The sequence below is a fragment of the Cupriavidus sp. YAF13 genome, assembly GCF_052113425.1.
GTDB lineage: Bacteria > Pseudomonadota > Gammaproteobacteria > Burkholderiales > Burkholderiaceae > Cupriavidus.
Map to the genome: position 1 here is coordinate 235,227 of NZ_JBFRDD010000007.1, position 23,975 is coordinate 259,201.

General features: G+C 65.2%; 20 protein-coding genes. 13 read left to right on the forward strand and 7 right to left on the reverse strand.

What is annotated here, in order from left to right:
• Positions 1-8: 8 nt before the first annotated feature.
• From AB4061_RS08665 to AB4061_RS08695, 7 genes are all read left to right on the forward strand, one after another.
• Complete coding sequence (locus AB4061_RS08665; protein WP_441632747.1) at positions 9-1,646, forward strand: ABC transporter ATP-binding protein; 1,638 nt, start codon at positions 9-11, stop codon at positions 1,644-1,646.
• Between the two features lie 52 nt (positions 1,647-1,698).
• Positions 1,699-2,961, forward strand: coding sequence for a 4-aminobutyrate--2-oxoglutarate transaminase (locus AB4061_RS08670; protein ID WP_441632749.1), 1,263 nt, complete (start codon positions 1,699-1,701; stop codon positions 2,959-2,961).
• A 66-nt stretch (positions 2,962-3,027) separates the two neighbouring features.
• Positions 3,028-4,494: an NAD-dependent succinate-semialdehyde dehydrogenase gene (locus AB4061_RS08675; protein ID WP_441632751.1), complete on the forward strand. Its 1,467-nt coding sequence runs from the start codon at positions 3,028-3,030 to the stop codon at positions 4,492-4,494.
• A gap of 40 nt (positions 4,495-4,534) precedes the next feature.
• Positions 4,535-4,852: a cupin domain-containing protein gene (locus tag AB4061_RS08680; RefSeq protein ID WP_441632753.1), complete on the forward strand. Its 318-nt coding sequence runs from the start codon at positions 4,535-4,537 to the stop codon at positions 4,850-4,852.
• A gap of 18 nt (positions 4,853-4,870) precedes the next feature.
• Positions 4,871-5,944, forward strand: a complete 1,074-nt coding sequence (locus tag AB4061_RS08685; RefSeq protein ID WP_441632755.1) for a histone deacetylase family protein — start codon at positions 4,871-4,873, stop codon at positions 5,942-5,944.
• A 55-nt stretch (positions 5,945-5,999) separates the two neighbouring features.
• Positions 6,000-7,253, forward strand: a complete 1,254-nt coding sequence (locus AB4061_RS08690) for a Zn-dependent hydrolase (RefSeq protein ID WP_441632757.1) — start codon at positions 6,000-6,002, stop codon at positions 7,251-7,253.
• A gap of 287 nt (positions 7,254-7,540) precedes the next feature.
• Complete coding sequence (locus AB4061_RS08695) at positions 7,541-8,542, forward strand: Bug family tripartite tricarboxylate transporter substrate binding protein (RefSeq protein WP_441632758.1); 1,002 nt, start codon at positions 7,541-7,543, stop codon at positions 8,540-8,542.
• 199 nt (positions 8,543-8,741) lie between these two features.
• On the opposite strand, the gene AB4061_RS08700 is transcribed toward AB4061_RS08695, so the two are convergent.
• The 3 genes from AB4061_RS08700 to AB4061_RS08710 all read right to left on the reverse strand — a co-directional run bounded on the left by AB4061_RS08700 (position 8,742) and on the right by AB4061_RS08710 (position 11,488).
• Positions 8,742-9,215 carry an aminoacyl-tRNA deacylase gene (locus AB4061_RS08700; RefSeq protein WP_441632760.1) on the reverse strand — a complete coding sequence of 158 codons (474 nt, stop codon included), beginning with the start codon at positions 9,213-9,215 and terminating at the stop codon, positions 8,742-8,744.
• 102 nt (positions 9,216-9,317) lie between these two features.
• On the reverse strand, positions 9,318-10,268 hold the full coding sequence (locus AB4061_RS08705; RefSeq protein WP_441632762.1) for a LysR family transcriptional regulator: 951 nt from the start codon (positions 10,266-10,268) through the stop codon (positions 9,318-9,320).
• Between the two features lie 749 nt (positions 10,269-11,017).
• Positions 11,018-11,488, reverse strand: a complete 471-nt coding sequence (locus AB4061_RS08710; protein ID WP_441632764.1) for a hypothetical protein — start codon at positions 11,486-11,488, stop codon at positions 11,018-11,020.
• A gap of 138 nt (positions 11,489-11,626) precedes the next feature.
• Between AB4061_RS08710 and AB4061_RS08715 the strand changes: the two genes are divergently transcribed.
• From AB4061_RS08715 to AB4061_RS08730, 4 genes are all read left to right on the forward strand, one after another.
• A complete protein-coding gene (locus AB4061_RS08715; protein ID WP_441632766.1) occupies positions 11,627-11,947 on the forward strand; it encodes an H-NS histone family protein in 321 nt (106 codons plus the stop codon).
• A gap of 140 nt (positions 11,948-12,087) precedes the next feature.
• On the forward strand, positions 12,088-12,486 hold the full coding sequence (locus tag AB4061_RS08720) for a lysozyme inhibitor LprI family protein (protein ID WP_441632768.1): 399 nt from the start codon (positions 12,088-12,090) through the stop codon (positions 12,484-12,486).
• Positions 12,487-12,647: 161 nt separating this feature from the next.
• Positions 12,648-13,805 carry an acyl-CoA dehydrogenase family protein gene (locus AB4061_RS08725; protein WP_150986502.1) on the forward strand — a complete coding sequence of 386 codons (1,158 nt, stop codon included), beginning with the start codon at positions 12,648-12,650 and terminating at the stop codon, positions 13,803-13,805.
• A 148-nt stretch (positions 13,806-13,953) separates the two neighbouring features.
• Positions 13,954-14,811 (forward strand): hypothetical protein, encoded by an 858-nt coding sequence (locus AB4061_RS08730; RefSeq protein WP_441632770.1) that lies wholly within the window; start codon positions 13,954-13,956, stop codon positions 14,809-14,811.
• Between the two features lie 12 nt (positions 14,812-14,823).
• On the opposite strand, the gene AB4061_RS08735 is transcribed toward AB4061_RS08730, so the two are convergent.
• The 4 genes from AB4061_RS08735 to AB4061_RS08750 form a co-directional block, all read right to left on the reverse strand.
• A complete protein-coding gene (locus tag AB4061_RS08735) occupies positions 14,824-16,134 on the reverse strand; it encodes an MFS family transporter (RefSeq protein ID WP_441632772.1) in 1,311 nt (436 codons plus the stop codon).
• Between the two features lie 332 nt (positions 16,135-16,466).
• Entirely contained in the window at positions 16,467-16,850 is a 384-nt protein-coding gene (locus tag AB4061_RS08740; RefSeq protein WP_006159736.1) for a hypothetical protein, read from the reverse strand.
• Positions 16,851-16,997: 147 nt separating this feature from the next.
• Positions 16,998-19,880 (reverse strand): M16 family metallopeptidase, encoded by a 2,883-nt coding sequence (locus AB4061_RS08745; RefSeq protein ID WP_441632774.1) that lies wholly within the window; start codon positions 19,878-19,880, stop codon positions 16,998-17,000.
• A 203-nt stretch (positions 19,881-20,083) separates the two neighbouring features.
• Positions 20,084-20,380 (reverse strand): hypothetical protein, encoded by a 297-nt coding sequence (locus AB4061_RS08750; RefSeq protein WP_183034803.1) that lies wholly within the window; start codon positions 20,378-20,380, stop codon positions 20,084-20,086.
• Between the two features lie 898 nt (positions 20,381-21,278).
• On the opposite strand from AB4061_RS08750, the gene AB4061_RS08755 reads away from it, so the two are divergent.
• The gene (locus AB4061_RS08755) at positions 21,279-23,003 is read left to right on the forward strand and encodes a ShlB/FhaC/HecB family hemolysin secretion/activation protein (protein ID WP_441632776.1); all 1,725 of its coding nucleotides are present in this window, start codon (positions 21,279-21,281) and stop codon (positions 23,001-23,003) included.
• Positions 23,004-23,013: 10 nt separating this feature from the next.
• The gene (locus tag AB4061_RS08760) at positions 23,014-23,868 is read left to right on the forward strand and encodes a hypothetical protein (protein ID WP_441632778.1); all 855 of its coding nucleotides are present in this window, start codon (positions 23,014-23,016) and stop codon (positions 23,866-23,868) included.
• Positions 23,869-23,975: the final 107 nt, after the last annotated feature.

Genomic DNA, 23,975 nt, shown 5'->3' on the forward strand with positions numbered 1-23,975 from the left:
ACGCCACCATGCAAGCACAAGACAAGCTACCGCTGCTATCCGTGCGCGACCTCACCATTGCGCTGCCTGCGGGCGGTGACCGTGCGCACGCGGTGAGGGATGTCAGCTACGACCTGCACGCCGGCGAGATTCTCTGCATCGTCGGAGAATCCGGCTCGGGCAAGTCGATGAGCGCCAACGCCATCATGGGCCTGCTGCCGCCGTACCTGAAGCCGCAGGGTGGCCAGATCCTGTTCCAGGGCAAGGACTTGCTCACGCAGGATGAGCAGACCTTGCTGTCCATGCGCGGCAAGGCCATGGCCATGGTGTTCCAGGAGCCGCTGTCGGCGCTCAACCCCGTGATGACGGTGGGCGACCAGATTGCCGAGGTCATGCGCGTGCACGACGCCTACCCCGGCGAGGCGCGGACCAAGCGCGTGCTGGAACTGCTGGAGTTCGTCGGCCTGCCCGATCCGGCCACGCTGATCCACAGCTATCCGTTCCGCCTGTCCGGCGGGCAGCGCCAGCGCGTGGTGATCGCCATGGCGCTCGCGCTGGAGCCGGCTTTGCTGATCGCCGACGAGCCGACCACTGCCCTGGACGTGACCACGCAGGCCCAGATCCTGGCGTTGATCAAGCGCATCCAGGCGGACAAGGGCATGGGCGTGATGTTTGTCACGCACGATTTCGGCGTGGTGGCGGAAATCGCCGATCGCGTCGCGGTGATGGAGAAGGGCGTGCTGGTGGAGGTAGGCCCGGTGCAGCAGGTGCTCAACCATCCGCAGCATCCCTATACCCGCCGGCTGATCAGCGCCGTGCCGCACGGGCGCGCCAAGGCGCGCGACCAGCAGGCGGCAGAGACCGTGCTGGAAGTGCGCGACCTGCGCAAGACGTATTCCTCCGGCGGCGGCCTGTTCAGCAAGAAGCGCGTGGTCAACGCCGTGGACGGCGTGAGCTTCAGCGTGCGGCGCGGGCAAACACTCGGCATCGTTGGCGAATCCGGCTCGGGCAAGTCCACCATCGGCAAATGCCTGCTGAAGCTGACCGGCATCGACGGCGGCGAGCTGCTGTTCGACGGCCAGGACATCGCCCGGCTGACGGAGCGCCAGTTCCGCCCGCTGCGCAGCGATGTGCAGATGATCTTCCAGGATCCGTTCGCCTCGCTGAACCCGCGCCATACTGTGGGCCGCATCATCACGGATGGCCCCGTGGCCAATGGCGTGCCGCTGGCGCAGGCCCAGGCGCGCGGGCGTGAGCTGCTGCAGCTGGTGGGCCTGGAGCCTTCCGCGTTCGACCGCTATCCCAACCAGTTCTCCGGCGGGCAGCGCCAGCGCATCGGCATTGCGCGCGCGCTGGCGCTGGATCCCAAGTTGCTAGTGGCCGATGAATCCGTCTCCGCGCTGGATGTCTCGGTGCAGGCGCAGGTATTGCAACTGCTGAGCGACCTGCAAAAACGGCTGAACATCGGCCTGATCTTTATCACCCACGACCTGCGCGTGGCCGCCCAGATCTGCCACCACGTGATCGTGATGCACAAGGGCCGCGTGGTGGAGTCCGGCCCGCCCGATCAGATCTTCGACGCGCCGCAGCATGCCTACACCCAGCGGCTGATCGCCGCGATTCCCGGCAAGGAGTGGGACCCGGCCCTGATCCGCGCCGCTGCCTGAGCCCAACAGCACGACCCCGACAGCACAACCGATATCAACGATGGAGCAACAGATGAAGAACGCCGAACTGGTTCGCCGCAAGGATGCCGCCACGCCCCGTGGCGTTGGCGTGATGTGCAACTTCTACGCCGAGCGCGCCGAGAATTCGGAGATTTGGGATGTGGAAGGCAAGCGCTATATCGACTTCGCCGCCGGCATCGCCGTGCTCAACACCGGCCACCGCCACCCGCGCCTGGTCGAAGCCATACAACGCCAGCTTGAGCGCTTCACGCACACCGCCTACCAGATCGTGCCGTACGCCAGCTATATCGAGCTGGCCGAGCGGATCAACCAGCGCGCGCCGGGCCGCTCGGCCAAGAAGACGGCGTTCTTCACCACCGGCGCCGAGGCTGTGGAGAACGCCATCAAGATCGCCCGCGCCGCGACCGGCCGCCCGGGCGTGATCGCCTTCTCCGGCGGCTTCCACGGCCGCACCATGATGGGCATGGCGCTGACCGGCAAGGTGGTGCCGTACAAGGTGGGCTTTGGCCCGTTCCCCGGCGAGGTCTTCCACGCGCCGTACCCGTGCGCGCTGCATGGCGTGTCGGTGGAGGACTCGCTCAAGGCGATGGAGCACCTGTTCAAGGCCGACGTGGATCCCAAGCGCGTGGCCGCCATCATCTTCGAGCCGGTGCAGGGCGAGGGTGGCTTCAACGTGGCGCCGACGGCCTTCGTCAAGGCGCTGCGCGCGATCTGCGACGAGCACGGCATCCTGCTTGTCGCCGATGAAGTGCAGACCGGCTTCGGCCGTACCGGCAAGCTCTTCGCCATGGAGCACTACGACGTGGCGCCCGACCTCACCACCATGGCCAAGAGCCTGGCCGGCGGCATGCCGCTGTCGGCGGTGTGCGGCCGTGCCGAAGTGATGGACGCCCCCGCGCCCGGCGGCCTGGGCGGTACCTATGCCGGCAATCCGCTGGCCGTGGCGTCCGCCCTGGCGGTGCTGGACGTACTGGAAGGCGAACAGTTGATCCCGCGTGGCGCGGCACTCGGCCAGCGCCTGGTCGAGCGGCTGGAAACCCTGAAAGCGCGCGTGCCGCAGATCGCCGAGATCCGCGGCCTGGGCGCGATGGTGGCGGTGGAGTTCCGCCGCGCCGACGGCGCGCCGGACGCGGAGTTCACGCGCGAGGTGCAGAACCGCGCGCTGGAGCAAGGCTTGCTGCTGCTGTCCTGCGGCGTGTACGGCAATGTGATCCGCTTCCTGTTCCCGCTGACGATTTCCGATGCGGTGATGAACGAAGGGCTGGATATCCTGGCCGATGTGCTTACGCGCTGAGCCGCGAATCCATCCACGAATCCATCCGCGAATCAATCCACGAACGGACAGAGAGTCAGAACGATCATGCAACTCAAAGACCCCACCCTGCTACGCTCGCAAGCGTTTATCGGCGGCCAGTGGCAGAACGCCGACAGCGGCGCCACCTTCCCCGTGACCAACCCCGCCGACGGTTCGCTGATCGGCACCGTGCCGCTGATGGGCGCGGCGGAAACCACCCGCGCCATCGAGGCGGCCCGCGTGGCGCAGGCCGCATGGCGCCGCAAGACGGCCCGCGAGCGTGCCCAGGTGCTGCGCGCCTGGTACGACCTGATGCTGGCCAATGCCGACGACCTGGCCATGCTGATGACCACCGAGCAAGGCAAGCCGCTGGCCGAGGCGCGCGGGGAAGCCGTCTACGCCGCCTCTTTCCTGGAATGGTTCGCCGAGGAAGCCAAGCGCGTCCACGGCGACGTGCTGGCCACGCCCGCGTCCGACAAGCGCCTGCTGGTGGTCAAGGAACCGGTTGGCGTGTGCGCGGCCATCACGCCGTGGAACTTCCCGCTGGCCATGATCACGCGCAAGGCGGGCCCGGCGCTGGCGGCGGGTTGCGCCATGGTGCTCAAGCCGGCTGAAGACACACCGCTGTCGGCGCTTGCGCTGGCGCTGCTGGCCGAACGCGCGGGCTTGCCCGCTGGCCTGCTGAGCGTGGTGACGGGCGACGCTGCCAGCTCGATCGAGATCGGCGGCGAGCTGACCGGCAGCCCGGTGGTGCGCAAGCTCAGCTTTACCGGCTCCACGGAAGTCGGCCGCATCCTGATGCGCCAGTCGGCGCCCACCATCAAGAAGCTGTCGCTGGAACTCGGCGGCAACGCGCCCTTCATCGTGTTCGACGACGCGGACCTGGACGCCGCCGTGGAAGGGGCCATGGCCTCCAAGTACCGCAACGCCGGCCAGACCTGCGTCTGCGCCAACCGCCTCTACGTGCATGACAAGGTGTACGACGCCTTCGCCGAAAAGCTGGTCGCCGCGGTGAACAAGCTCAAGGTTGGCCACGGCCTGGAACCCGGCGTACTGCAAGGCCCGCTGATCAATGAAGACGCGGTCGCCAAGGTGGAGCAGCACATTGCCGATGCACTGGGCAAAGGCGCGCGCGTACTCACGGGCGGCAAGCGCCACAGCCTGGGCGGCACGTTCTTCGAGCCCACCGTGCTGGCCGGCGTCACGCCGGACATGGTGGTGGCCAAACAGGAAACCTTCGGCCCGCTCGCGCCGCTGTTCCGCTTCACCAGCGACGAGGAAGTGGTCAACATGGCCAACGATACCGAGTTCGGCCTGGCCTCGTACTTCTTCAGCCGCGACATCGGCCGCATCTGGCGCGTGGCCGAGGCGCTGGAGTACGGCATGGTGGGCATCAATACCGGCCTGATCTCCAACGAGGTGGCGCCTTTCGGTGGCGTCAAGCAATCCGGCCTGGGCCGCGAAGGCTCCTCGTACGGCATCGAGGAATACCTGGAGGTCAAGTACCTCTGCATGGGCGGCGTGGACCGCTAAGCCCTCAGCCCAACGCAACGCGTTTTCAGGAGAAACCGCCATGAGCAGACCCCAGGCCGTACCCACCGTGCAGGTCGACAATGATCGCGTGGTCGTCACCGAGTGGCGCTTTGCGCCGGGCGCGCAGACCGGGCATCACCGCCACGGCTACGACTACGTGGTGGTGCCGATGACCACCGGCGCGCTGCGGCTGGAGACGCCGGCCGGCGAAGTCGTCAGCCAGCTCGTGGCGGGCCACGCCTATTACCGCGGCGCGGGCGTCGAGCACAACGTGATCAACGCGCACGAAGGCGACTGCGTGTTCGTGGAAATCGAGATCAAGCCAGTTGCGCCGCCTCCCGCAGCCGGGAAACCGTGAGTCTCACCAAAAGAAATCATGCGCGCCTTCTTCTCGGATGACCAACTGCTGCACCAGCCCCGCCAGTTCATGCGTGCGGGCCGCCTGTGCGAACCCACCGACGTGCCCGCCCGGGCCCACGCGCTGCAACGCGCGCTGGCCGGGCGCGGCATCACGCTGGCTGAGCCGGCCGACTTTGGCCGCGCGCCGCTGGAGGCCGTGCATAGCCCGGCGTATCTGGATTTTCTTGGCTATGCGTACGAGCGCTGGATGGCGCTGGCGCGGCCCGGGTTCGAGCCGGGCATCGAAGTGCTGCCCAATCTTTCGCCCTACTACAACGGCCGCGTGGACCAGCCGCGCCGCGTGCCATGCCCGACGGATTCCATCATTGCCCAGGCCGGCTATTACCTCGGCGACCTGAGCGCGCCGCTCGGGCCGCAGAGCTGGCGCTCCATCCTGCGCTCCGCGCACAGCGCCGTGGCGGCCGCGCAGTACGTGTGCGAGCAGCAAGACCGGCAAGGCATCGCCTACTCGCTGTCGCGCCCGTCCGGCCACCATGCGCACAGCGACCGCGCGGTGGGCTTTTGCTACGTCAACAACTCAGCCATCGCCGCAGAGACCTTGCTCAATCGCTTCAACAAGGTGGCGGTGCTCGACGTGGACGCACACCATGGCGATGGCACGCAGCAGATCTTCTACCAGCGCTCCGACGTGATGACGATCTCCCTGCACGCCGACCCGAGCGCGTACTACCCCTTCTATACCGGCTATGCCGTTGAGCGCGGCTATGGCGCGGGCTACGGCTACAACCTGAACTTTCCGTTGCCGCATGGCACCGAGGACGCCGGCTTCCTCGGCGCGCTCGACAACGCGCTCGATGCCCTGCGCGACTACCGTCCGCAGGCACTGGTGCTGGCACTGGGCTTCGACACCTACATCCACGATCCCATCAGCGTGCTGCGCGTGGGGCTGGACGCCTATCGCGGCATTGGCGAGCGCGTCAATGCGCTCGGCGTGCCCACCGTGGTGGTGCAGGAAGGCGGCTATGAGGTCGAGGCCATCGGTCCGGCGCTCGATTCCTTCTTGTCGGGCCTCGTGCCCGCCATGGCCTGAGCCACGTGCCGCAACTCTTGCGCTACCCGATTTCGCTTGAACAAGGAGAGCCGACATGACGACACTGAAGATCGATGGCGACCGCCTGTGGCAGTCGTTGATGGCATTGGCGCGCATCGGCGCCACGCCGCGCGGCGGCAATGCGCGCCTGGCGCTCACCGCGCTCGACGGCCAGGGGCGCGACCTGGTCACGGGCTGGATGCGCGACGCCGGCCTTACCGTCACGGTTGACAAGGTCGGCAATATTTTCGGCCGCCGCGCGGGGCGCAACGACAGCCTGCCGCCCGTGATGACCGGCAGTCATATCGATACGCAGCCCACGGGCGGCAAGTTCGACGGCTGCTTTGGCGTGCTGGCCGGGCTGGAAGTCATGCGTACCCTGAACGAGCAGGGCGTGCAGACCGAGGCGCCGCTGGAACTGGCAATCTGGACCAACGAGGAAGGCACGCGCTTCGTGCCGGTGATGATGGGCTCGGGCGTGTTCGCCGGCATCTTCCCGCTGCAGACCGCGCTCGATGCGACCGACACCGACGGCAAGCGCGTGGACGATGAACTGCGTGCCATCGGCTACGCCGGCAGCGCCGAAGTGGGCGGTCGCGAGATTGGCGCGTATTTCGAGGCGCATATCGAGCAGGGCCCGGTGCTGGAGGACGCCGAAAACGTGATCGGCGTGGTGACCGGCTCGCTTGGCCTGCGCTGGTACGACGTGACCGTGACCGGCATGGAGGCCCATGCCGGCCCCACACCGATGCCGCTGCGCCGGGATGCGCTGTATGGCGCGTCATTCATCCTGCAGGAGGTGGTGCGCATTGCGCACGATTTCGCGCCGCACGGGCGCGGCACGGTCGGCGTGCTCGATGTCCATCCGGCCTCGCGCAATGTGATTCCCGGCACGGTGAAGTTCACGGTGGACCTGCGCCACCAGGACGCCGGCAAGCTGGCCGAGATGGACGCCCGCCTGCGCGCGGCCTGCGACGCGCTCGCGCAAGGCAAGACCACCGGCAACCCGCTCGGCGTGCGGATCGAAGACGTGCAGTATTTCCCGCCCACGCCGTTCGCGCCGGAACTGGTGGGCCACGTGCGCCAGCAGGCGGCGGCGCTAGGCTACACACACCAGGACATCGTCACCGGCGCCGGACATGACGCGGTGTACATCGCCACGGTGGCCCCCACCGCCATGATCTTTGTCCCTTGCAAGGACGGCATCAGCCACAACGAAGTGGAAGACGCCAAGCCCGAGCACCTGGAAGCCGGCGCCAATGTGCTGCTGGGCGCGATGGTGGCACAGGCTGGTGGCGTGAGCGGCTGAGCGCCCGAGCACCCGATTGGCGACGGTTCTGGCGCCGCGCCGGGTCAGTCCAAACCAGTGCGCCGCGCAAGCAGGATGCACCGCGGCGCGAAGCGCGGCCAACCATCGTGGTGCGCTAGCCAACCCAACACCACCGTAACGGCGGGGGCTGCCCCGTCGCGTCCGCGCGCACCCGGATGCCGTCGCGGGCCAGATGGCACAGCACTTGCAATTCAAGCGCATCGCCCGTCGCTGCCACCACGACGGTTCACTTCTTCACTTCTTCATTTCCAGAAGCAAGGAATCCCATGTCCTTCCGTTTGCTCCAACACCGCACCGGCGCCATCGCGCTGGCGGCCATGCTGGCCACCGGCCTGGTTGCCGCTTCCCCTGCATCGGCGCAAGCCACGCACGACTGGCCCACCCAACCCGTGCGCATCGTCGTGCCGTTCCAGGCCGGCTCCGCCACCGATCTCATCACGCGCCAGCTCGGCATCGGGCTGGGCCGCGAGTACGGCCAGACCTTCGTCGTGGAAAACCGGCCAGGCGCCGCGGCCATGATCGGCAGCGAGGCAGCCGCGCGCGCGCCTGGAGACGGCTACACCTTGCTGATGTCGGGACCCGCTTCCATGGTGACCAACCGCTTCCTCTACAAGAAGCTCAGCTACGATCCAGACGCCTTCGAGAAGGTCGCGGTGGTGGCCATCACGCCGAACATCCTGCTGGCCAGCCCTGGCCTGCCCTTCAAGACGCTGCCGGAAATGATCGCTTACGCCAAGGCCAATCCAGGCAAGCTGACCTATGCGTCGTTTGGCGCGGGCACCACGTCGCATATGGCAGGCGAGATGCTCAAGGCGCTGGCCGGCATCGATATCGTCCATGTGCCGTACAAAGGCGCGGGCGAAGCGATTCCCGCTTTGCTGTCCGGGCAGGTGTCGATGTACTTCGACACCATCATGACGGGCTTGCCGTATGTGAAGGCGGGCAAGCTGCGCGCGCTGGGTGTTTCCAATGCCAGGCGCTCGCCGATGGCGCCGGATATTCCCACGATTGCCGAGCAGGGCTATCCGGGCTTCGATATTGCGCCCTGGTACGGGATTGTCGCGCCGAAAGGCACGCCGGCCGAGGTGGTGGCCAAGTTGAATGTCTCGATCAACAAACTGCTCAAGGACCAGGGGTTTCGCGAGAAGCTCGCCGCAACCGGCGCGGAACCGCGCGGCGGTTCGGTGGCCGATTTCAACGCCATGGTAGGCGCGGAAATCCCGCGCACGGAGAAGCTGGTGAAGCAGTCGGGGATCAGCCTGCAGTAAGGCCAGTGGGGCAGCCAGCGCAAGGCAAGAAAGCACCCGGCGAACCGGGTGCTTCAATTCGCCGACAAAGCCGGATCTGCGTTGTTGTGCTCTCCTTTCCCACGCGGCGCCTGCGTGCTGGACAACACCACGGGCTTCGCTTCAAAGTGGCTCCTAGCTGATGGCGAGCGGATTTGGCCCGTCCGGCGGCTTCGGCCCGCTACATCATGTGGCGTGAAAAGCGCCCGTGTTCGGCGCCGACCATCAGGTCCGCGAACTGTTCGCTGCTCATGTGCACGAGTTGCTGGTGATCGCCAGCTTCGAAGAACACTTCGGGCTGGGCCAGCAGGGCTTCGTCGAGGTAGGTGTGCATGCCGTAGGCCATGGCTACCGGCGGGATGGCGCCCAGGTCGCAATCCTTGAAGACTTCGCGGATCTCGTCTTCGTGGGCCAGCACCAGCGTGCGGCCGGATTGCGCGCAGATGGCTGCCAGGTTCAGGTGATGGCTGGACGGGATCACGGCGGCTACGTAGCCGATGTCATCCTCCAGCAACAGGGTCTTGGCCAGGCGATCTCCGGGAACGTGCGCTGCCTCCGCAGTGGCCATGCTGCTGAGGGTGTAGGGATGGCGGATGGTGTCGAAACGGCTGTTCCTGCTGTTGAGGCAATTTGCCAGGGTGGTAGCCAAGGCCATGATGCGTCTCCTTCGCTGTACGTTGCGCTCAGGGCCGCGACGGACCCTTGCGCTTCCTACTATAGACGGTGCCCCTGGCGCCGGGGTGCCATGCGTAGCGCGTCATGCCTCGTCGTGCGCATCCATGGGGGGTACCCGGCGCGGTTGTGGCCACAGGGCCTGCAGCTCGGTCTTGAGGAAGTTCAGCAGGTAGCGCGTGGCCATGGTCTGGTAGCGGTTGGGCATGGTCAGCATATAGAGGCGGCTGCCGAACACGCTGATGTGGTAATCCGCCAGCACGGGCAGCAGGGTGCCAGCGTCGAGTTCCGCGCCGATGGCATAGAGCGGGAAGATGCCCAGGCCCAGGTCGCCCAGCACGCCGTCCTTCAGGAAGGCGAAATTCTCCGAGCTCAGCGTGGGTTCCAGCGCCACTTGCTCGCGCACGGCGTCGCTGCCCGTGCCGCGCGTGCCGAAGGCCTTGAGCTTCTGGCCGATGGGCGAGGCGCAGACGATGGCGTGGTCCTTGAGATCGGCCAGGTCGCGCAGGGGCGGCTGCGTGGCCAGGTAGCCGGGAGACCCGCACACCACCCACTCGACCGCGCCGATCTCGGTCGCCACCACCGAGTCCGGCGGCGTGGAGATGATGCGCAGCGCCACCTCCACGTCTTCGGACACCAGGTTGTGGATGCGGTTGTCGAACACCACATCGAGGGTGATGTCGGGGTAACGGTGCTTGAACTTCACCAGCAGCGGCGAGAGCATCGAGTGCCCCAGCCCGGTAGGCACCGACAAGCGCACATGGCCTTGCAGGCTCTTGCCCATGCTGTTGATCAGCGCGTTGGCCGCCGCCACTTCACCGAGGATGTTGCGCCCGTGCTCGTAGAGGCCGGCGCCCACCGGCGTGGGCTCGACGTGCCGGGTGGTCCGGCGCAGCAGCTGCACGCCCAGCGCTTCTTCCAGCGCCTTCAGGTGGTAGCTCACATTGGCGCGGGTCATCTTGAGCTTGCGGGCGGCAGCCGAGAGGTTGCCGGCGTCGACGATGTCCACGAACAGGCGTAAGGCGTTCAGGTCCATTTGGTGGCTTGGTCTTGTCCGGGTGAAAGCGTGCTGGGGTTGACGGGCATGGCGAACAGTTTATCAAGCCGCCGCGCGTCCATTGCGTGAACCAGCAATGCTGGCCGTTCCTGGTGGGCACGCCATCTAAAGACGGACAAGCCAAGACAACGGGTTTGCGTCAAAGGTCAATGCGCAAAGGATCGCGCCGAGGCATTCTACTTACGTCCCCGTATGCCCCTGATGTCCTCTTATGCCCCCTTATGTCGAGATGATGATTTTCGTAAGAGCGGCTTTATCCAGTCCGGGGCAAGCGGATTGCCACTACGGTTCAGCGCGTAAAGCGCGATGCCTGCCGCCAGCAAGGCGCGGCGCGTGGGCGCATAGCCCGCGTGCGCGGCGCTCACATCGGTGGCCGCCAACGACCTGGCGCACCACCGGGCCGCCGGCAAGCACATCGAGATCGCTGAAATCCGCCGCCGAAGCGGCGGAACTCGCGCGGTGCTATCGGCGTCTCAGCCATTGCCTCCGGACTGTGCGACATAGCGTTTCCCCCGATATTGGCGTCGCCAGCTCTCTTTGGAATGGCGCGCTTTGCACGGTATCACCGGCCCGGTCCGTCGGGAAAGGAGAAATCCATACGGTCTTTCCGTGCAATGCGGTCCGGCGCCTATTGGAATGACAGTGAACAGTTAACACTTGATTCCGCAAGCGCGAATGCAGCGTATCAAACGCCGTGCCGGAGCCGGTCCGCCGGGGCTTGCATCGCGCTAGCGGATTGCCATTTCCTGTTTTTGAATGATGGATGGGGCTTGAATGCCAGGCATCAAGGTCAGGATCGAGTCTAGGCGTGGATGCATGCGAGCTTGCGCCAAAAAGTGGATATTGCTTAGCTTTCGGCCTATGCGTTTATCTGGTTCGGGGGCAGCTACGGGAAAGCCGGGCGCGCTCTGACAGGCTTTTTTATCACATTGTCTGTACATTTTTCGTGGCAGAACGGGAATTGCGGCTTCCATGCATGCGGGGTGATGTCCTTTCAGGAACCTTTCGGGACGTGGTTCTATTGCGTCATCGCACTGCCGGGTGAATGCGCCGTTAGGGCGCATACCAATGGGGGGATCCAATGGCGTCGATGTGGCATGGCAGAGAAAACCGGCATATAGGGTAATACCTGAACCCGCATTGCGATCCGGAATGCGGACGCTCTGGCGTCCAATCGCACCCGCATTGGGCGTGTCCACGGCGTTTTCAATTCTTGTGCAAATTTGGTCGGTTGTATCAACTTCTTACGCGATTGGATTTTCTTTAATCAAACGTGGTAGGCTATGCCAGCAAATTTTCCCCTATCATTGAATTAACACCGCTCCAGGAGAATCAAAATGGCAACTTACAAGCAGCTGATTGCAGAGAAGGAAGCGCTCGAAGCAAAGCTGGCCGAGATGCGTGCCAGCGAAGTGGCGGGCGTTATTGCGCAGATCCAGGGCCTGATGGCGGAATATGAGCTGACGGCCGACGACATCGCCCCGAAGCGCCGCCGGGGCCGCCCGGCTGCCAGCGCGAATGGCGCCGCGGCCAAGCCCAAGTCCAGCCTGCCCGCGAAGTATCGCGATCCCAAGACTGGCGCCACCTGGACCGGCCGTGGCCGCGCACCGGGTTGGCTGGGTAAGAACCGTGCCCGCTTCCTGATCGCCGAAGCCTGATCGCATTGCTGTCTCATTGACGCAGTGGCGCCGGCCCCGCCGGCGCTAGCTTCCCCTTTGCGGGCACTGCGGTAAGCCATTGGCCGAGCCTTGCGCCAGGCCAATGGCGCCCCTCACCAAATTCCCCCCCCAGCCCCGATATGAAAAAAGCGCTGCTTTCCGCGTTGCTGCTTTGCTCGTCTTTTGCCGCGCAGGCGGATGAGAAATTGTTGTCAAAGCAATACGGGGCCTGCATGGATCGTCCGGATGTCACTACCGCCGGCATGCACGACTGCATCGCGGCGGAGACGGCGCGGCAGGATAAATCGCTGAATGCCGCTTATAAAAGCCTTCAACAGGCATTGTCGCCCGCCAGGAAAGCAAAATTGCTCGACGCCCAGCGCGCTTGGCTGAAGTTCCGGGACGCCAATTGCAGCTTCCAGGCCGATCCCGATGGCGGCACGATCGCCGGTGTCAACGCCTCCGCCTGCTTGATGCAGATGACGGCGGACCGGGCGCGGGAGCTTAGCGATTTCGCCGCCGAAGCGGCAGGGCGCTAGCCGGCAGGAGGCCAGCGGCACCCAGGAATATGCCTTTTTGTGCTCTTATCCAGATTGTCAAAAAGAATTATCCATTCTGTTAAAAACATGTGGGATTGTCAAAACCAGGTGACGGCGTACCATGTCGGGCACATCGTTGCTTGGTTTGACCGGAGATCCCCATGAGCCTGGATGCAGAATCCTTTTCGCTGCTGCGCGCGTCGGTGCAGCGTTTCATCGACGAACGCCTGAAGCCGGCGGAAGACACGCTCGAGGAAACCGACGATGTGCCGGCGGACATCGTTGCCGACATGAAGGAGATGGGCCTGTTCGGGATTTCCATCCCTGAGAACTACGGTGGCATCGGCCTGTCGATGTCGCAGGAATGCGACGTGGTGTACGACCTTGGCCACACAGCCTTTGCCTTCCGCTCGGTCTTCGGCACCAATGTCGGCATCGGCTCGCAGGGCATCCTGATGGACGGCACCGAGGCGCAAAAGCAGGAATACCTGCCGAAGATCGCCAGCGGCGAACTGGTGATCTCGTTCGCGCTGACCGAGCCCAATGCCGGCTCCGATGCGGCTTCGCTGCAGACCAAGGCCGAGCTCGACGGCGATCACTACATCATCAACGGCACCAAGCGCTTCATCACCAACGCACCGCGCGCGGGCGCCTTCACGCTGATGGCGCGCACCGGCGGTGCCGGCGCTTCGGGCATCTCCTCGTTCATCGTGCCGGCCAACACCCCGGGCATTTCGCTTGGCAAGCCGGACAAGAAGATGGGCCAGCGCGGCACCAAGACCTGCGACGTGGTGCTGGAAAACGTGCGCGTGCCGGCGGCCAACATCATCGGCGGCGTGCCCGGCGTTGGCTTCAAGACTGCCATGAAGGTGCTCGACCGCGGTCGCCTGCACATCTCGGCGCTGGCCTGCGGCATGGCGCACCGCCTGATTACCGATGCCGTGGCCTATGCCAAGGAGCGCAAGCAGTTCGGCCAGCCGATCGGCGATTTCCAGCTGATCCAGGCCATGCTGGCCGATAGCCAGGCCGAACTGTACGCCGGCTTGTCGATGGTGCGCGATTGCGCCCAGCGCTACGACGCCAAGACGCCGGGCAAGAGCGATCCGGAAGTCAGCATGCTGGCCTCCTGCACCAAGATGTTCTGCACCGAGATGGTGGGCCGCGTGGCCGACCGCGCCGTGCAGATCCATGGCGGCGCCGGTTATATCGCTGAGTACAAGGCAGAGCGTTTCTATCGCGACGTGCGCCTGCTGCGCCTGTATGAAGGCACCACGCAGATCCAGCAGCTGATCATCGCCAAGCAGCTGCTGCGCGACTGATCGGAGGGCGCGGATGCCTGCCGGCACGGCCGGCGGGCTCCGCGAGAGGGCCCGTGCCGCATTAGTGCCACTTGTGGGCAGCGTGCATCGGCCCGGCCAATGGACGCGCGCAACGCAATGTCCTGTTGTCTCAACGGAGGCTGCCCCGATGGCTATTGCCGCTCTCAAGGTTCCCGTTCGCTACGCCGGTTTTCCGTCCATGCGTGCCCCTTGCCGCCTCGACGCCGCACCCTCGCAAGCGGCGCCCGGCAACGACCACGCGGGCCCGGATAGCACCGCTCCTTGCTACCCGATCATCGAAGCGCTGATGGCCCGCGCCGCGCGGCCCGCCTACACGCCGCTGGACTGCATCCGCCTGGCGCTCGATGCCGCCAGCGCGCTGGGCCGCGACGATCCGGTTTCCTCGGTCCAGCCAACCCGCCTGCAAAGCTTCGATGGCGCGCTGTATCGCACCGGCACGGGCGCCTGGACCATTCTCTATAGCGATAGCCTGGCAGCGCCGGATGTGCGCTTCATGATTGCGTACCTGCTAGGCCGCCAGCTTCTGGGTGGCAGCGAGCTGGACTACGTGGAATGCACCAATGCCGAGCTGATGGCCATGCCGGACGACGAATCGGCCGGCGGGCTCGCCTATGCCCTTGCCAGCCGGCTGCTGATGCCGCTCAATGCCTGCCGCCTGGCCTTGCCCGGCGCGGTGGACCTCGACGTGCTGGACGCGCTGGCCGAGCGCCTCTGCCTGCCGGTGCATCACGTGGCGCGGCGCTGGCTGTCCTATACCTCGCACAAGGCCGTGCTGACGCTCAAGCGCGATGGCGCTGTGTTGGGCATGTGGGCGAGCGAGACGGCGTTCGGGCTGCGGGCCGATGACCTCGGCGGTGGCGCGGGCGTGCGCACGGCGTCGCAAGCACTGTTGCTTGGCGACGGCGTGGGCATCGAGCTGGCCGTGGGCCCCAGGCACGTGGCAAGCCGGGCGGCCGCGCGCCAGCGCGCTGCCTTTCCCATCTGACGCGTTGGCGCGTCAGTGCTCGTGGTGCAGGTACTTGGCCTGCCGCGGCAGCCGGAAGCTGACCAGGAACACGATCACCATCATAGCCGTCACGTACCAGTAGAAGCTGGATTCGTGGCCCAGCGATTTCAGGTCCAGCGCGACATATTCGGCCGAGCCGCCAAAGATCGCATTGGCCACGGCATAGGCCAGCCCCACCCCCAGCGCCCGGATCTCGGTCGGGAACATCTCGGCCTTCACGATGCCGCTGATGGAGGTGTAGAGGCTCACGATGGCCAGCGCCAGGGAGATCAGCACGAAGGCGACAAAGGGGCTCTTCACGCTCCCGAGCGTCGTCAGGATCGGAACCGTGCCCAGCGCGCCGAGCGCGCCGAACAGCAGCATATTGTTGCGCCGCCCGATGCGGTCCGACAGCGCGCCAAAGAACGGCTGCATGCACATGTAGAGGAACAGGCAGCCAGTCATCACGTAGCTGGCTGTCTTGATCGACATGCCGGCCGAGTTGACCAGGTACTTCTGCATATACGTGGTGAAGGTATAAAAGATCAGCGAGCCGCCCGCGGTGTAGCCAAGCACGGTGAAGAAGGCTGCCTTGTGGTTGCGGAACAGCTCCGTCAGCGTGCCGGCCTCCTTGCTCGCCCGGGTGGCGGCGGAGGTCGTTTCATGCAGGGTGCGGCGCAGGAACAGCGCCACGACCGCCGTGACGGCGCCGATCACGAACGGGATGCGCCAGCCCCACGCTTTGAGCTCAGCCTCGTCGAGGAACTGCTGCAGCACCACCACCACGAGCACTGCCAGCAACTGGCCGCCGATCAGCGTGACATACTGGAACGAGGAGAAAAATCCCCGCTGGCCCTTGAGCGCCACCTCGCTCATATAGGTGGCGGTGGTGCCGTATTCGCCGCCGACGGACAGTCCCTGCAGCAGCCGCGCGACCAGCAGCAGCGCCGGCGCCCAGGCGCCAATGCTGTTGTAGGTAGGCAGGCTGGCGATCAGCAGCGAGCCGCAGCACATCATCGTCACCGAGATCAGCAGCGAATTCTTGCGGCCATGCCGGTCGGCAAGCCGCCCGAACAGCCACCCGCCAATCGGCCGCATCAGGAAGCCCGCGGCAAATACGCCGGCGGTGTTCAGCAATTGCGCAGTGGGATCGGATTTGGGGAAGAAGGACCCCGCGAAGTAAATGGCGCAGAACGCGTAGACGTAAAAGTCGAACCACTCGACGAGATTGCCGGAAGACGCGGCCACGATCGCGTAGATGCGCTTGCGCTTTTCCTCGGCGCTCGGCGGCGCATCGACAAGGGGGGCGGACAGGTCGGTCATGGTTTGTCTCTTCCTTTCGGCATGTCGCCCACGCTAACAGGCCGTGGTGCGAGATCGGCACGCAGGATTCCAGTGTAGTGCGGTTGCGCCGTGATGACGGCACAGGGTGACCTGCCTTGCACTACTTGGGGGGGGCGGAAGGGAATGGCTGGCGAGGAGGTTCGCTGCCCGTACCGGCGGGTGCCGGCCGAAAAACGCGTCTGGCCGCATCGCGCGGCAGGGCTGGCGCCGTGGGTCGCGGCAGCGGCGAGGCGATTGGCCAGGTCCGCTGCGTTTGACGTGAATAACGCCTATTACTGTGTCTTGCTGGGTATTGCCACGTTTTGTCTGCGTTACTGCGCTTCTTGCGGCCAGACTCCGTCCACATCCCTTAACAGATGGCCTGCCAGGATGTAGTCGCCCAGTCGGGTCGCCTTGGCTTCGAGATCGAGCAGTTCATGGTCGGCAAGCGTGCCGAGATCAAACTGGCAATACAGATTGCGCTGCCTGAAGGTGGTCTTGGTCTTAGCCAGCCCTTCGATCAGGGCTTCGCGCGAATGGACAGCAATGCTCTCCTGTCCGCGGTATTGCACTTTGATGCCGCGTTTCTCTCCGAGCCGGCCGAGTTCGACGGCGTCCTGCCATCCGGTTTCATAGTCCAGCTCAAGCGCCAGCACATCTTTCGATGCGAGAAGCCGAAGCGCTTCTGCTTTGCTGCTAGCTCGCACTATTGACATCCACACCTCTTATATCGTCTTATACTGTACGAATATACAGTCAACGCGTCATTGCGGCAAGGGGTTGCCCCCAAGCCGATGGGACTACTGCGCCAGCGGCGTCTTGCACCGCCCTGCGCCGCCACTATTTTCCTCCAGTATTGCCCTTTAGGGGACGGCCACGGCATCGTTTGCCTGCCTGCCCGCCTTTATCGTCGCCTTTATCGTTGTTATCGTCGCCCCGGCATCTTGCGCTGCCGTGACAGAAAAATCTCCCGCATACACATGCACCACCCGCGCCGGATCCAGGTGCTTGCGGATGGCCGCGTTGACCTGTTCGACGGACGCCGTGGCGATACCTTGCTCGTATTCCGTGACAAAGCGCATCGTGCGTCCCAGAAATAGCTGGCTGGCAAGCGTGCCGGCCAACGTGGAATCGCTGGTGCGGGCCAGCGTGCCTTGCTGCAGCAGCCCACTCCTGGCTTGTGCCAGCTCCTCCGGCGTGATGCCGGCGGCTGCCAGCCGCGACAGTTCTTCTTCCACGCCACGCTTTAGCTTGCCCAGGTTCTGCGGCGCATAAAGCGCTTGCATGCCGAAGCGCCCGTTGGTGTCGAGCGCGCCCACCTGAACGAAACTGCCGACACTGTAACTGATGCCGTCGTGTTGGCGCAGGCGATCCGCCAGCCGGCTCTTGAGCGCGCTTCCGCCGAACACGCGATTGGCGATCACCAGGGCCGGATATTCCGGTGCGTCGCTGGTCAGCGCGACCGGCAGCGCGGCCAGGTAGATGGCATTGGCCTTGTCCGGTGTCTGGCGGGCCAGGCGGGCCGGTGCCAGCGGCACAAAGGGGCGTTCGATGCGGGCATAGGGCACCTGGGCTTGCCAGTCGCCGAACAGCGTGGCCAGTTGCGCCTGCACCGCCTGGCGGTCGAAGTCGCCGACCAGCGCGGCCTGGCCGTGGCTCGCGCCGTAGAAGCGTGTGTGGAAGGCGCGCAGGTCGGCCAGTTGCACTTGCCGCAGCGCCGCGATGTCCTCCTGCGGGGTGCCGACATAGCGCGGATCCCCCGATGGGTAGGGATTGCCGTAACGGCCGAGCACATTCGACGCGATCGCCTCGGGCTGGCCCAGGCCGCTCTCGATGCCGGCGATGGCGTTGGCGCGCAGCGTCTCGAACTCTGCGGCGGGCAGGCTGGGCTCGCGCAGGATGTCGCGCAGCAGCGCGAGCGTGTCGGCCAGCGTTTCGCGGCGCGCTTCAAAGCGCACAGTGACCGCCTCGGCATCGCCCTGGACCGACACCACGGCCTTGAGCGCGGACAGGCGGTCGGCGATTTGCTGCCGCTCAAGGCGGACGGTGCCGCGCATCAGCATGGCGGCGGTGAGGCTGCCCACGGCGTCCTGGCCTTGCAGGCTGGTGACGTCGCCCATGCGCAGGATCAGCGTGCCGTTGACGGTCTGCCCGCGGCTGGGCTTGGGCAGCAGGGCGAACTGCATGCCGTTGGCCAGCATGCCGCGCAGCGTGTGCGCCTCGATATTGTCCGGGCTGGGATCAAAGGCTGCCACCGCGGCCTTGGGCGGCTTGCCCTGGTAGGCCGCCACCAGCGCGGCGACGTCCGGCGCCGCGGGCATGGTGGCCCGGGCCAGCGTCTCGGCCGGCGTGTCGCCGGGCATGTCGATGGGAATGAAGCGGCCGAGCGTGCGGTTGCTGGCGCGCAGGTAGTTCTGCGCGACCCGTTGCAGGTCCGCCAGCGTGACGCGCTCGGCCTGCTGGCGTGCCACCAGCAGCAGGCGCCAGTCACCCTTGGCGATGGCCTCGGACAAGGCGATGGCGTAGCCGGAAGGATTCTCCAGCAGGCGCTCGTAGCTGTTGAGCAGGCGCGTGCGGGCGCGGTCCAGTTCCACCTGCGTCACTGGCCGGGCGGCAAAGCCCTCCACCTGCGCCACCAGCACCTGGCGCGCGGCTTCGAGATCCTGCGTCTTGCTCAGCCCGGCGGCGAACAGCACCGAGCCGGGATCCTTCATGCCCGATACCGAGCCAGACTGCCAACTGGCTTTGCCGCTCTCGACCAGCGCCTTGTACAGGCGGCCGCCCGAGCCATCGGTCAGGATATCGGCGAGCAGCTGCAGGGCCACCGTATCCGGATGCGCGCCCGGCGTGATGTGATACTGCACCGCGACCAGTTGCGAGTCGCCGACACGGCGCAGCGTGACCTCGCGCGCGCCCTCCTGCGGCGGCTCCACGGTGTACTGGACCGGCAGCGCACGCGTGGGCCGGGGGATCGCACCGAAGTATTTGCCGATGCGAGCGAGCGTGGCGGCCGCGTCGAACTTGCCCGCCACCACCAGCACCGCGTTATCGGGCTGGTAATAGCGGCGGTAGAAGTCCTGCAGGTTGCCGATGGCGACGTGCTCCACATCGCTGCGCGCGCCGATCGGCGCCTTGCCGTAGTTGTGCCAGCGGTAGGCGGCCGAGCGCATCTGCTGCATCAGCATGCCACCGGGATTGTTCTCGGCGCGCTCCATCTCGTTGCGCACCACCGTCATCTCGCTGTCGAGCGCCTCACGGGCGATAAAGCTGTTGACCATGCGGTCCGCTTCCATCTTCAACGCCCAGTCGAGATTTTCCTCGCTGGCCGTGAAGCTCTCGTAGTAGTTGGTGCGGTCGAAAGCGGTGGTGCCGTTGAACTGCATGCCGCGGCGCGTGAGCTCCTGCGCAATGGTGTTGCCCGGCAGTGCCGGCGTGCCCTTGAACAGCAGATGCTCGAGCAAGTGCGCCATGCCGGTCTCGCCATAGTTCTCATGGCGGCTGCCGACCAGGTAGGTCATGTTGACGGTGGTGACGGGCTGCGCAGCATCGGGCGCAAGCAGCACGCGCAGGCCGTTGGGCAGCCGGTACTCGGTAATGCCCTCCACACTGACGACTTCCGCCGGCGCCGCGCCGGGCAGCCTCGCGGCGGCGGGCGCCGGCGCCTGGGCCACGCCGGGCGCGGCGCTTGCGGATACGCTGAAAGCCAGGGCTAGCAGGAAGGAAAGGCGCTTGATGATGAGACGCATGCGAAATTCGAAGTCTGGATTAGCTCCCTTGTCGCGGAGATCTGAGCGATTCTGCGGGGCGCGGCAAGGCAGCGGTAAGGCTGGCCCGGTAGCCGATTCTAGCTGTTGCCGGGCCCGTAGCGGCATGTTGCTGCGCTTTTCAACCGGTGCACAGTGAATTTGGGAATTTTCCGCACCCTTCAAGCTGTGGCAGCCCACTTGCATCATCCATCGCCACTCTCGCCCTCCGGCTCATCCATCGCGGCGGCCAGTTCGCTCAACACCAGCGTCTCGTGCGCAAGCACGGCCACCAGCGAAAGCAGATGGGCCTGGGTCTCTTCACCAAGGTTGCAGAAGGTGCCGCCCGCCGCGTTCTCGACGGCAACCGACAACAACGCATTGAGCTGCGCGGTTTTTTCGGCAGCAAGGCTTAGCGGGCTTTCGGATGGAGCATGCGCGGTCAGGAAGGTATCGCGGCCTGTGCGTTGCGCGGTGATGTTGTAGCGCGGGTAGTTATACATCGAGCATCCTCCATTGGGGTGCGCGCACGCGCTGGCAGATGATGGGGAGCTTGGGGGATGCGATTTGCCCGGAATGGGCGAATGAAGACTGGGGCATGGAGGTGCCTCCTCTGTCGGCGTACTTTGACACCGCTCCCCGCTGCTAATCGGGGTGGGCGGGCGCAAGGCGGGGTTAGCAGACCGGGACAGAGAACCGGCGAGCCCGAAGGCTCCCCCGCCTAGGCCCGCCCATAAGGACGTGCAGAGGCACGACGGACGCAAAAACGCCGCCTGGTGGCGGCTGTCCGCCTCTGTCATCCGGGCTGCTAAACCCGGCCGCTGTGGTTGCAGCGACGAGCGAAGTATAGCGTCGCGCAATGCAGCCTAACCCAGCCGCAACAAAAAGTCACATCCACTACACCATTCAAGAAATATCCATCGCAGATTGAGATTTGTCTCATTGATTCCGATGAGGAATTACGCGCAAATGGGGGGCGAATTTGCGCACAAGACCAACTCGACGGTAACAATTTTTATAGCCGGTTCTAGCCGAAATTCGTACTTGTCCGATTTCAATCGCCGCCCTCCGTTGCTACGCTGCGCAGCTTGATATCCGTTGCAGGCAGCGTAACGCGCCACGGCGAAATCGCAAACGGCCAGATCCGATATCGCTGCTCGAAAGCCGCCCTCCGTTGCAACGTCTTTTCGCATTGGCGCGCTCACAACGGAACGTGAATATCCGCGACTTCCGCGTTAATGCCCCGCGCGGGGTGAGCGCATTCCGGCTTCGCCGGAATTTCCGTCCAACCAAGACAACAATCGAGCCGATTGCATGGGTCTATGCCTTGCTCTGTTTCTGCGCCGCGCTGTTCCCGCTTCCGTTAGCTTGTTGATGGCGGGTGGCGCGTTGGCGCAGGGTTTGCGGGATGTTGACGAGGCATTGCGCCGCACGCGGCAGGAACAGAATCAGCAACTGCAGCGCGAGCGCAATATCGAACAGGCTGAGCAGCGCGCCCGGCAGATGCAGGCGCCGAGTGTTTCCCTGGACGGCGGGCAGGCGTCGAGCGTTTCCCTGTCCACCTCGCTGCCGGTGGAAGCCCCTTGCTTCACCGTCGACAGGGTCCTGCTGGACGTGCCGCCAGAACTCCCCGAAGTGGTTCGACGGCATGGCGCCAGCGCGCTCCCGCTGGACACATTTCGATTCGCCCAGGCGTACCTGGATCAGTACGCAAATCAATGCGTTGGCCGCGAGGGCATCAATATCATCGTGCGCCGCCTGGGTGCGCAGATCCTGTCGCGCGGCTACACGACGACACGCGTCGCCGTGCCGCAGCAGGATCTGTCCGGCGGCACGCTTCGTCTGTCGCTGATTCCCGGTGTCATCCGGCAGATCCGCTTTGCCGATGAGGCCCTGCGCGGTTCGTGGCGGTCCGCGTTTCCGGCCCGGCCTGGTGATCTCCTGAACATTCGCGAGCTTGAGCAGGGCCTGGAGCAGATGAAACGCGTGCCGAGCCAGGACGTCGACATGCAGATCGTGCCGGGGGAAATGCCCGGTGAGTCCGATGTGGTGATCTCAGTCAAGCGGACCAAGCCCTGGAGGCTCGTCCTCAGCCTGGACGACAGCGGCAGCGCCGGCACGGGGCAACTGCAGGCCAACGTATCGCTGGGCTTCGACAACCCGCTCGGGCTGAATGACCTGTTCAACATTGGCGTCAGCCACGACGCCAATATCACGCAGAGCGATCGGGGAACCCGGGGTGCCAACGCTTACTACGCTGCGCCGTGGGGAAACTGGACGCTCGGCGCTGCGGCCAGTACATACAACTATCACCAGCGCATTGCCGGAGTGAACCAGGTCTTCGCGTCAAGCGGGGACTCCAAGGCAGCGGAGTTCAAGGCCCAGTACCTGTTTCAACGCGACCAGTTCCAGAAGAACACGCTGCAGTTCCGTCTTGGACACCGCTGGAGTCACGCGTACATCGAGGATACGCAGATCCGCAACCAGCAGCGCAGCACGACCTTTGCGGAAGTCGGCTGGCTGCATCGCCACTACCTGGGCGAGTCGCAGTTCGACTTCGCGCTTGCGTATCGCGCTGGCGTGCCCTGGCTCAATGGGCAAACCGAGATTCGCACGATCGCGCCCAATCCACCCAGCCAGCGCGACAAGTTCCTCTATCGACTCGCCGCGCTCGATGCCACGCTGGTGGTCCCATTCTCGGTGCCCGGCGGGGCAGGTGGCAGCCGGATGCCGATGCGCTACATCGCCACGGTGCACGGGCAGTACACCGGCCAGGCCTTGCTGGCGAGCGAGTTCATCTCGATGGGCAGCCGTTGGACCGTGCGCGGCTTCGACGGGGACGTGACACTCGCTGCCGAGCGTGGCGCGTACTGGCGCAACGATCTGGAGATCCCGCTCGGCGCCACCGCGCAGAGCGTCTACGTGGGCCTTGATGCCGGCACCGTTGGCGGCCGAAGCGCCAGCTATCTGGCTGGCCGCACCCTGGCCGGCGTCGCGGCAGGCCTGCGCGGCAGCCCTGCGAAAGGTCTGTACTACGACGCCTTCCTCGCCTGGGGTCTCGTCAAGCCCGCCAATTTCCCCACACGCTCGCCGGCAGGCGGGTTTTCGGTGTCTTTCCAATACTAGGAGAACAAGGATGCAAAAGCAGATTAAACCCGCGATGGCCGCGATGGCCGTGACGACCTTCATGCTCGCCGCCTGCGGTGGTGGATCGGATGGCAGTAGCGGGACAAAGACCAATGAAGCGCCGGCCGTCACCGATAGCGCAGCAACACCCGTGCCGGTGAGCGCAGCCCCGCTCGATGCGGCCTGCCTGGCGGCGCCCGCCGCCGGACAGAAGCTCACCGCGACGCTGAACTTCGGACCCGTGAGCGAGGTGGCAACCTTTGATGCCACAGCCATTGGCACCACGGTCTTCGACGGCGGCAGCTACGACACGCTCGAGGTCAAGCTGGTCAATGGCCTCTTCAATGGCCACGGTACAAACGCTCGGCTCTATATCGATCCGGCCTCCGCGATCTTTCCAATCGGCGTAACCGATTACGGTGACCTCGATCAGGGCGCGTACAACAAGTACACCAAGTATCGTCGTTTCACCTTCAAGGACAACGTGTCGGGACAGACAGGCACACCAAACCTGGTTGGCATGAAGCCAAACGAGACGCGCAGCTTCACCATGTCGGAAGCAAACGCCGGGGACCTGGCGACCAAGCCGCAACCCGCCCTCAAGCCTATCGGCCGGATCGTCAACGTTGCCGTGCAATACATCGGCCGCGAAGACGTGACGGCCAAGGGCTTGACGTACAAGGGCGCTTGCAAGCTGGCGCTGCATTACGACCGCAAGTATCCCGGCAGCCTGTTCCCGCTGCCCGTGCTGGAAGGGACCGCCTGGCTGGCTCCGGGCGCCGGCATCGTCAAGCTCTCCGGCGCGCCGCTGGTGGGCGTGGCCACCGTAACGGCCGAAACGACTGGCATCGTGGCCGCCAACTAGTGCCCTGACAACTAGTGCGCTGAATCCGAAAGCGCAATACGGCTGGCTGCCGCACCTCCCTGTTTGTGACCTGTTTGTGACCTGTTTGTGACGCCTTGACGCCTGGA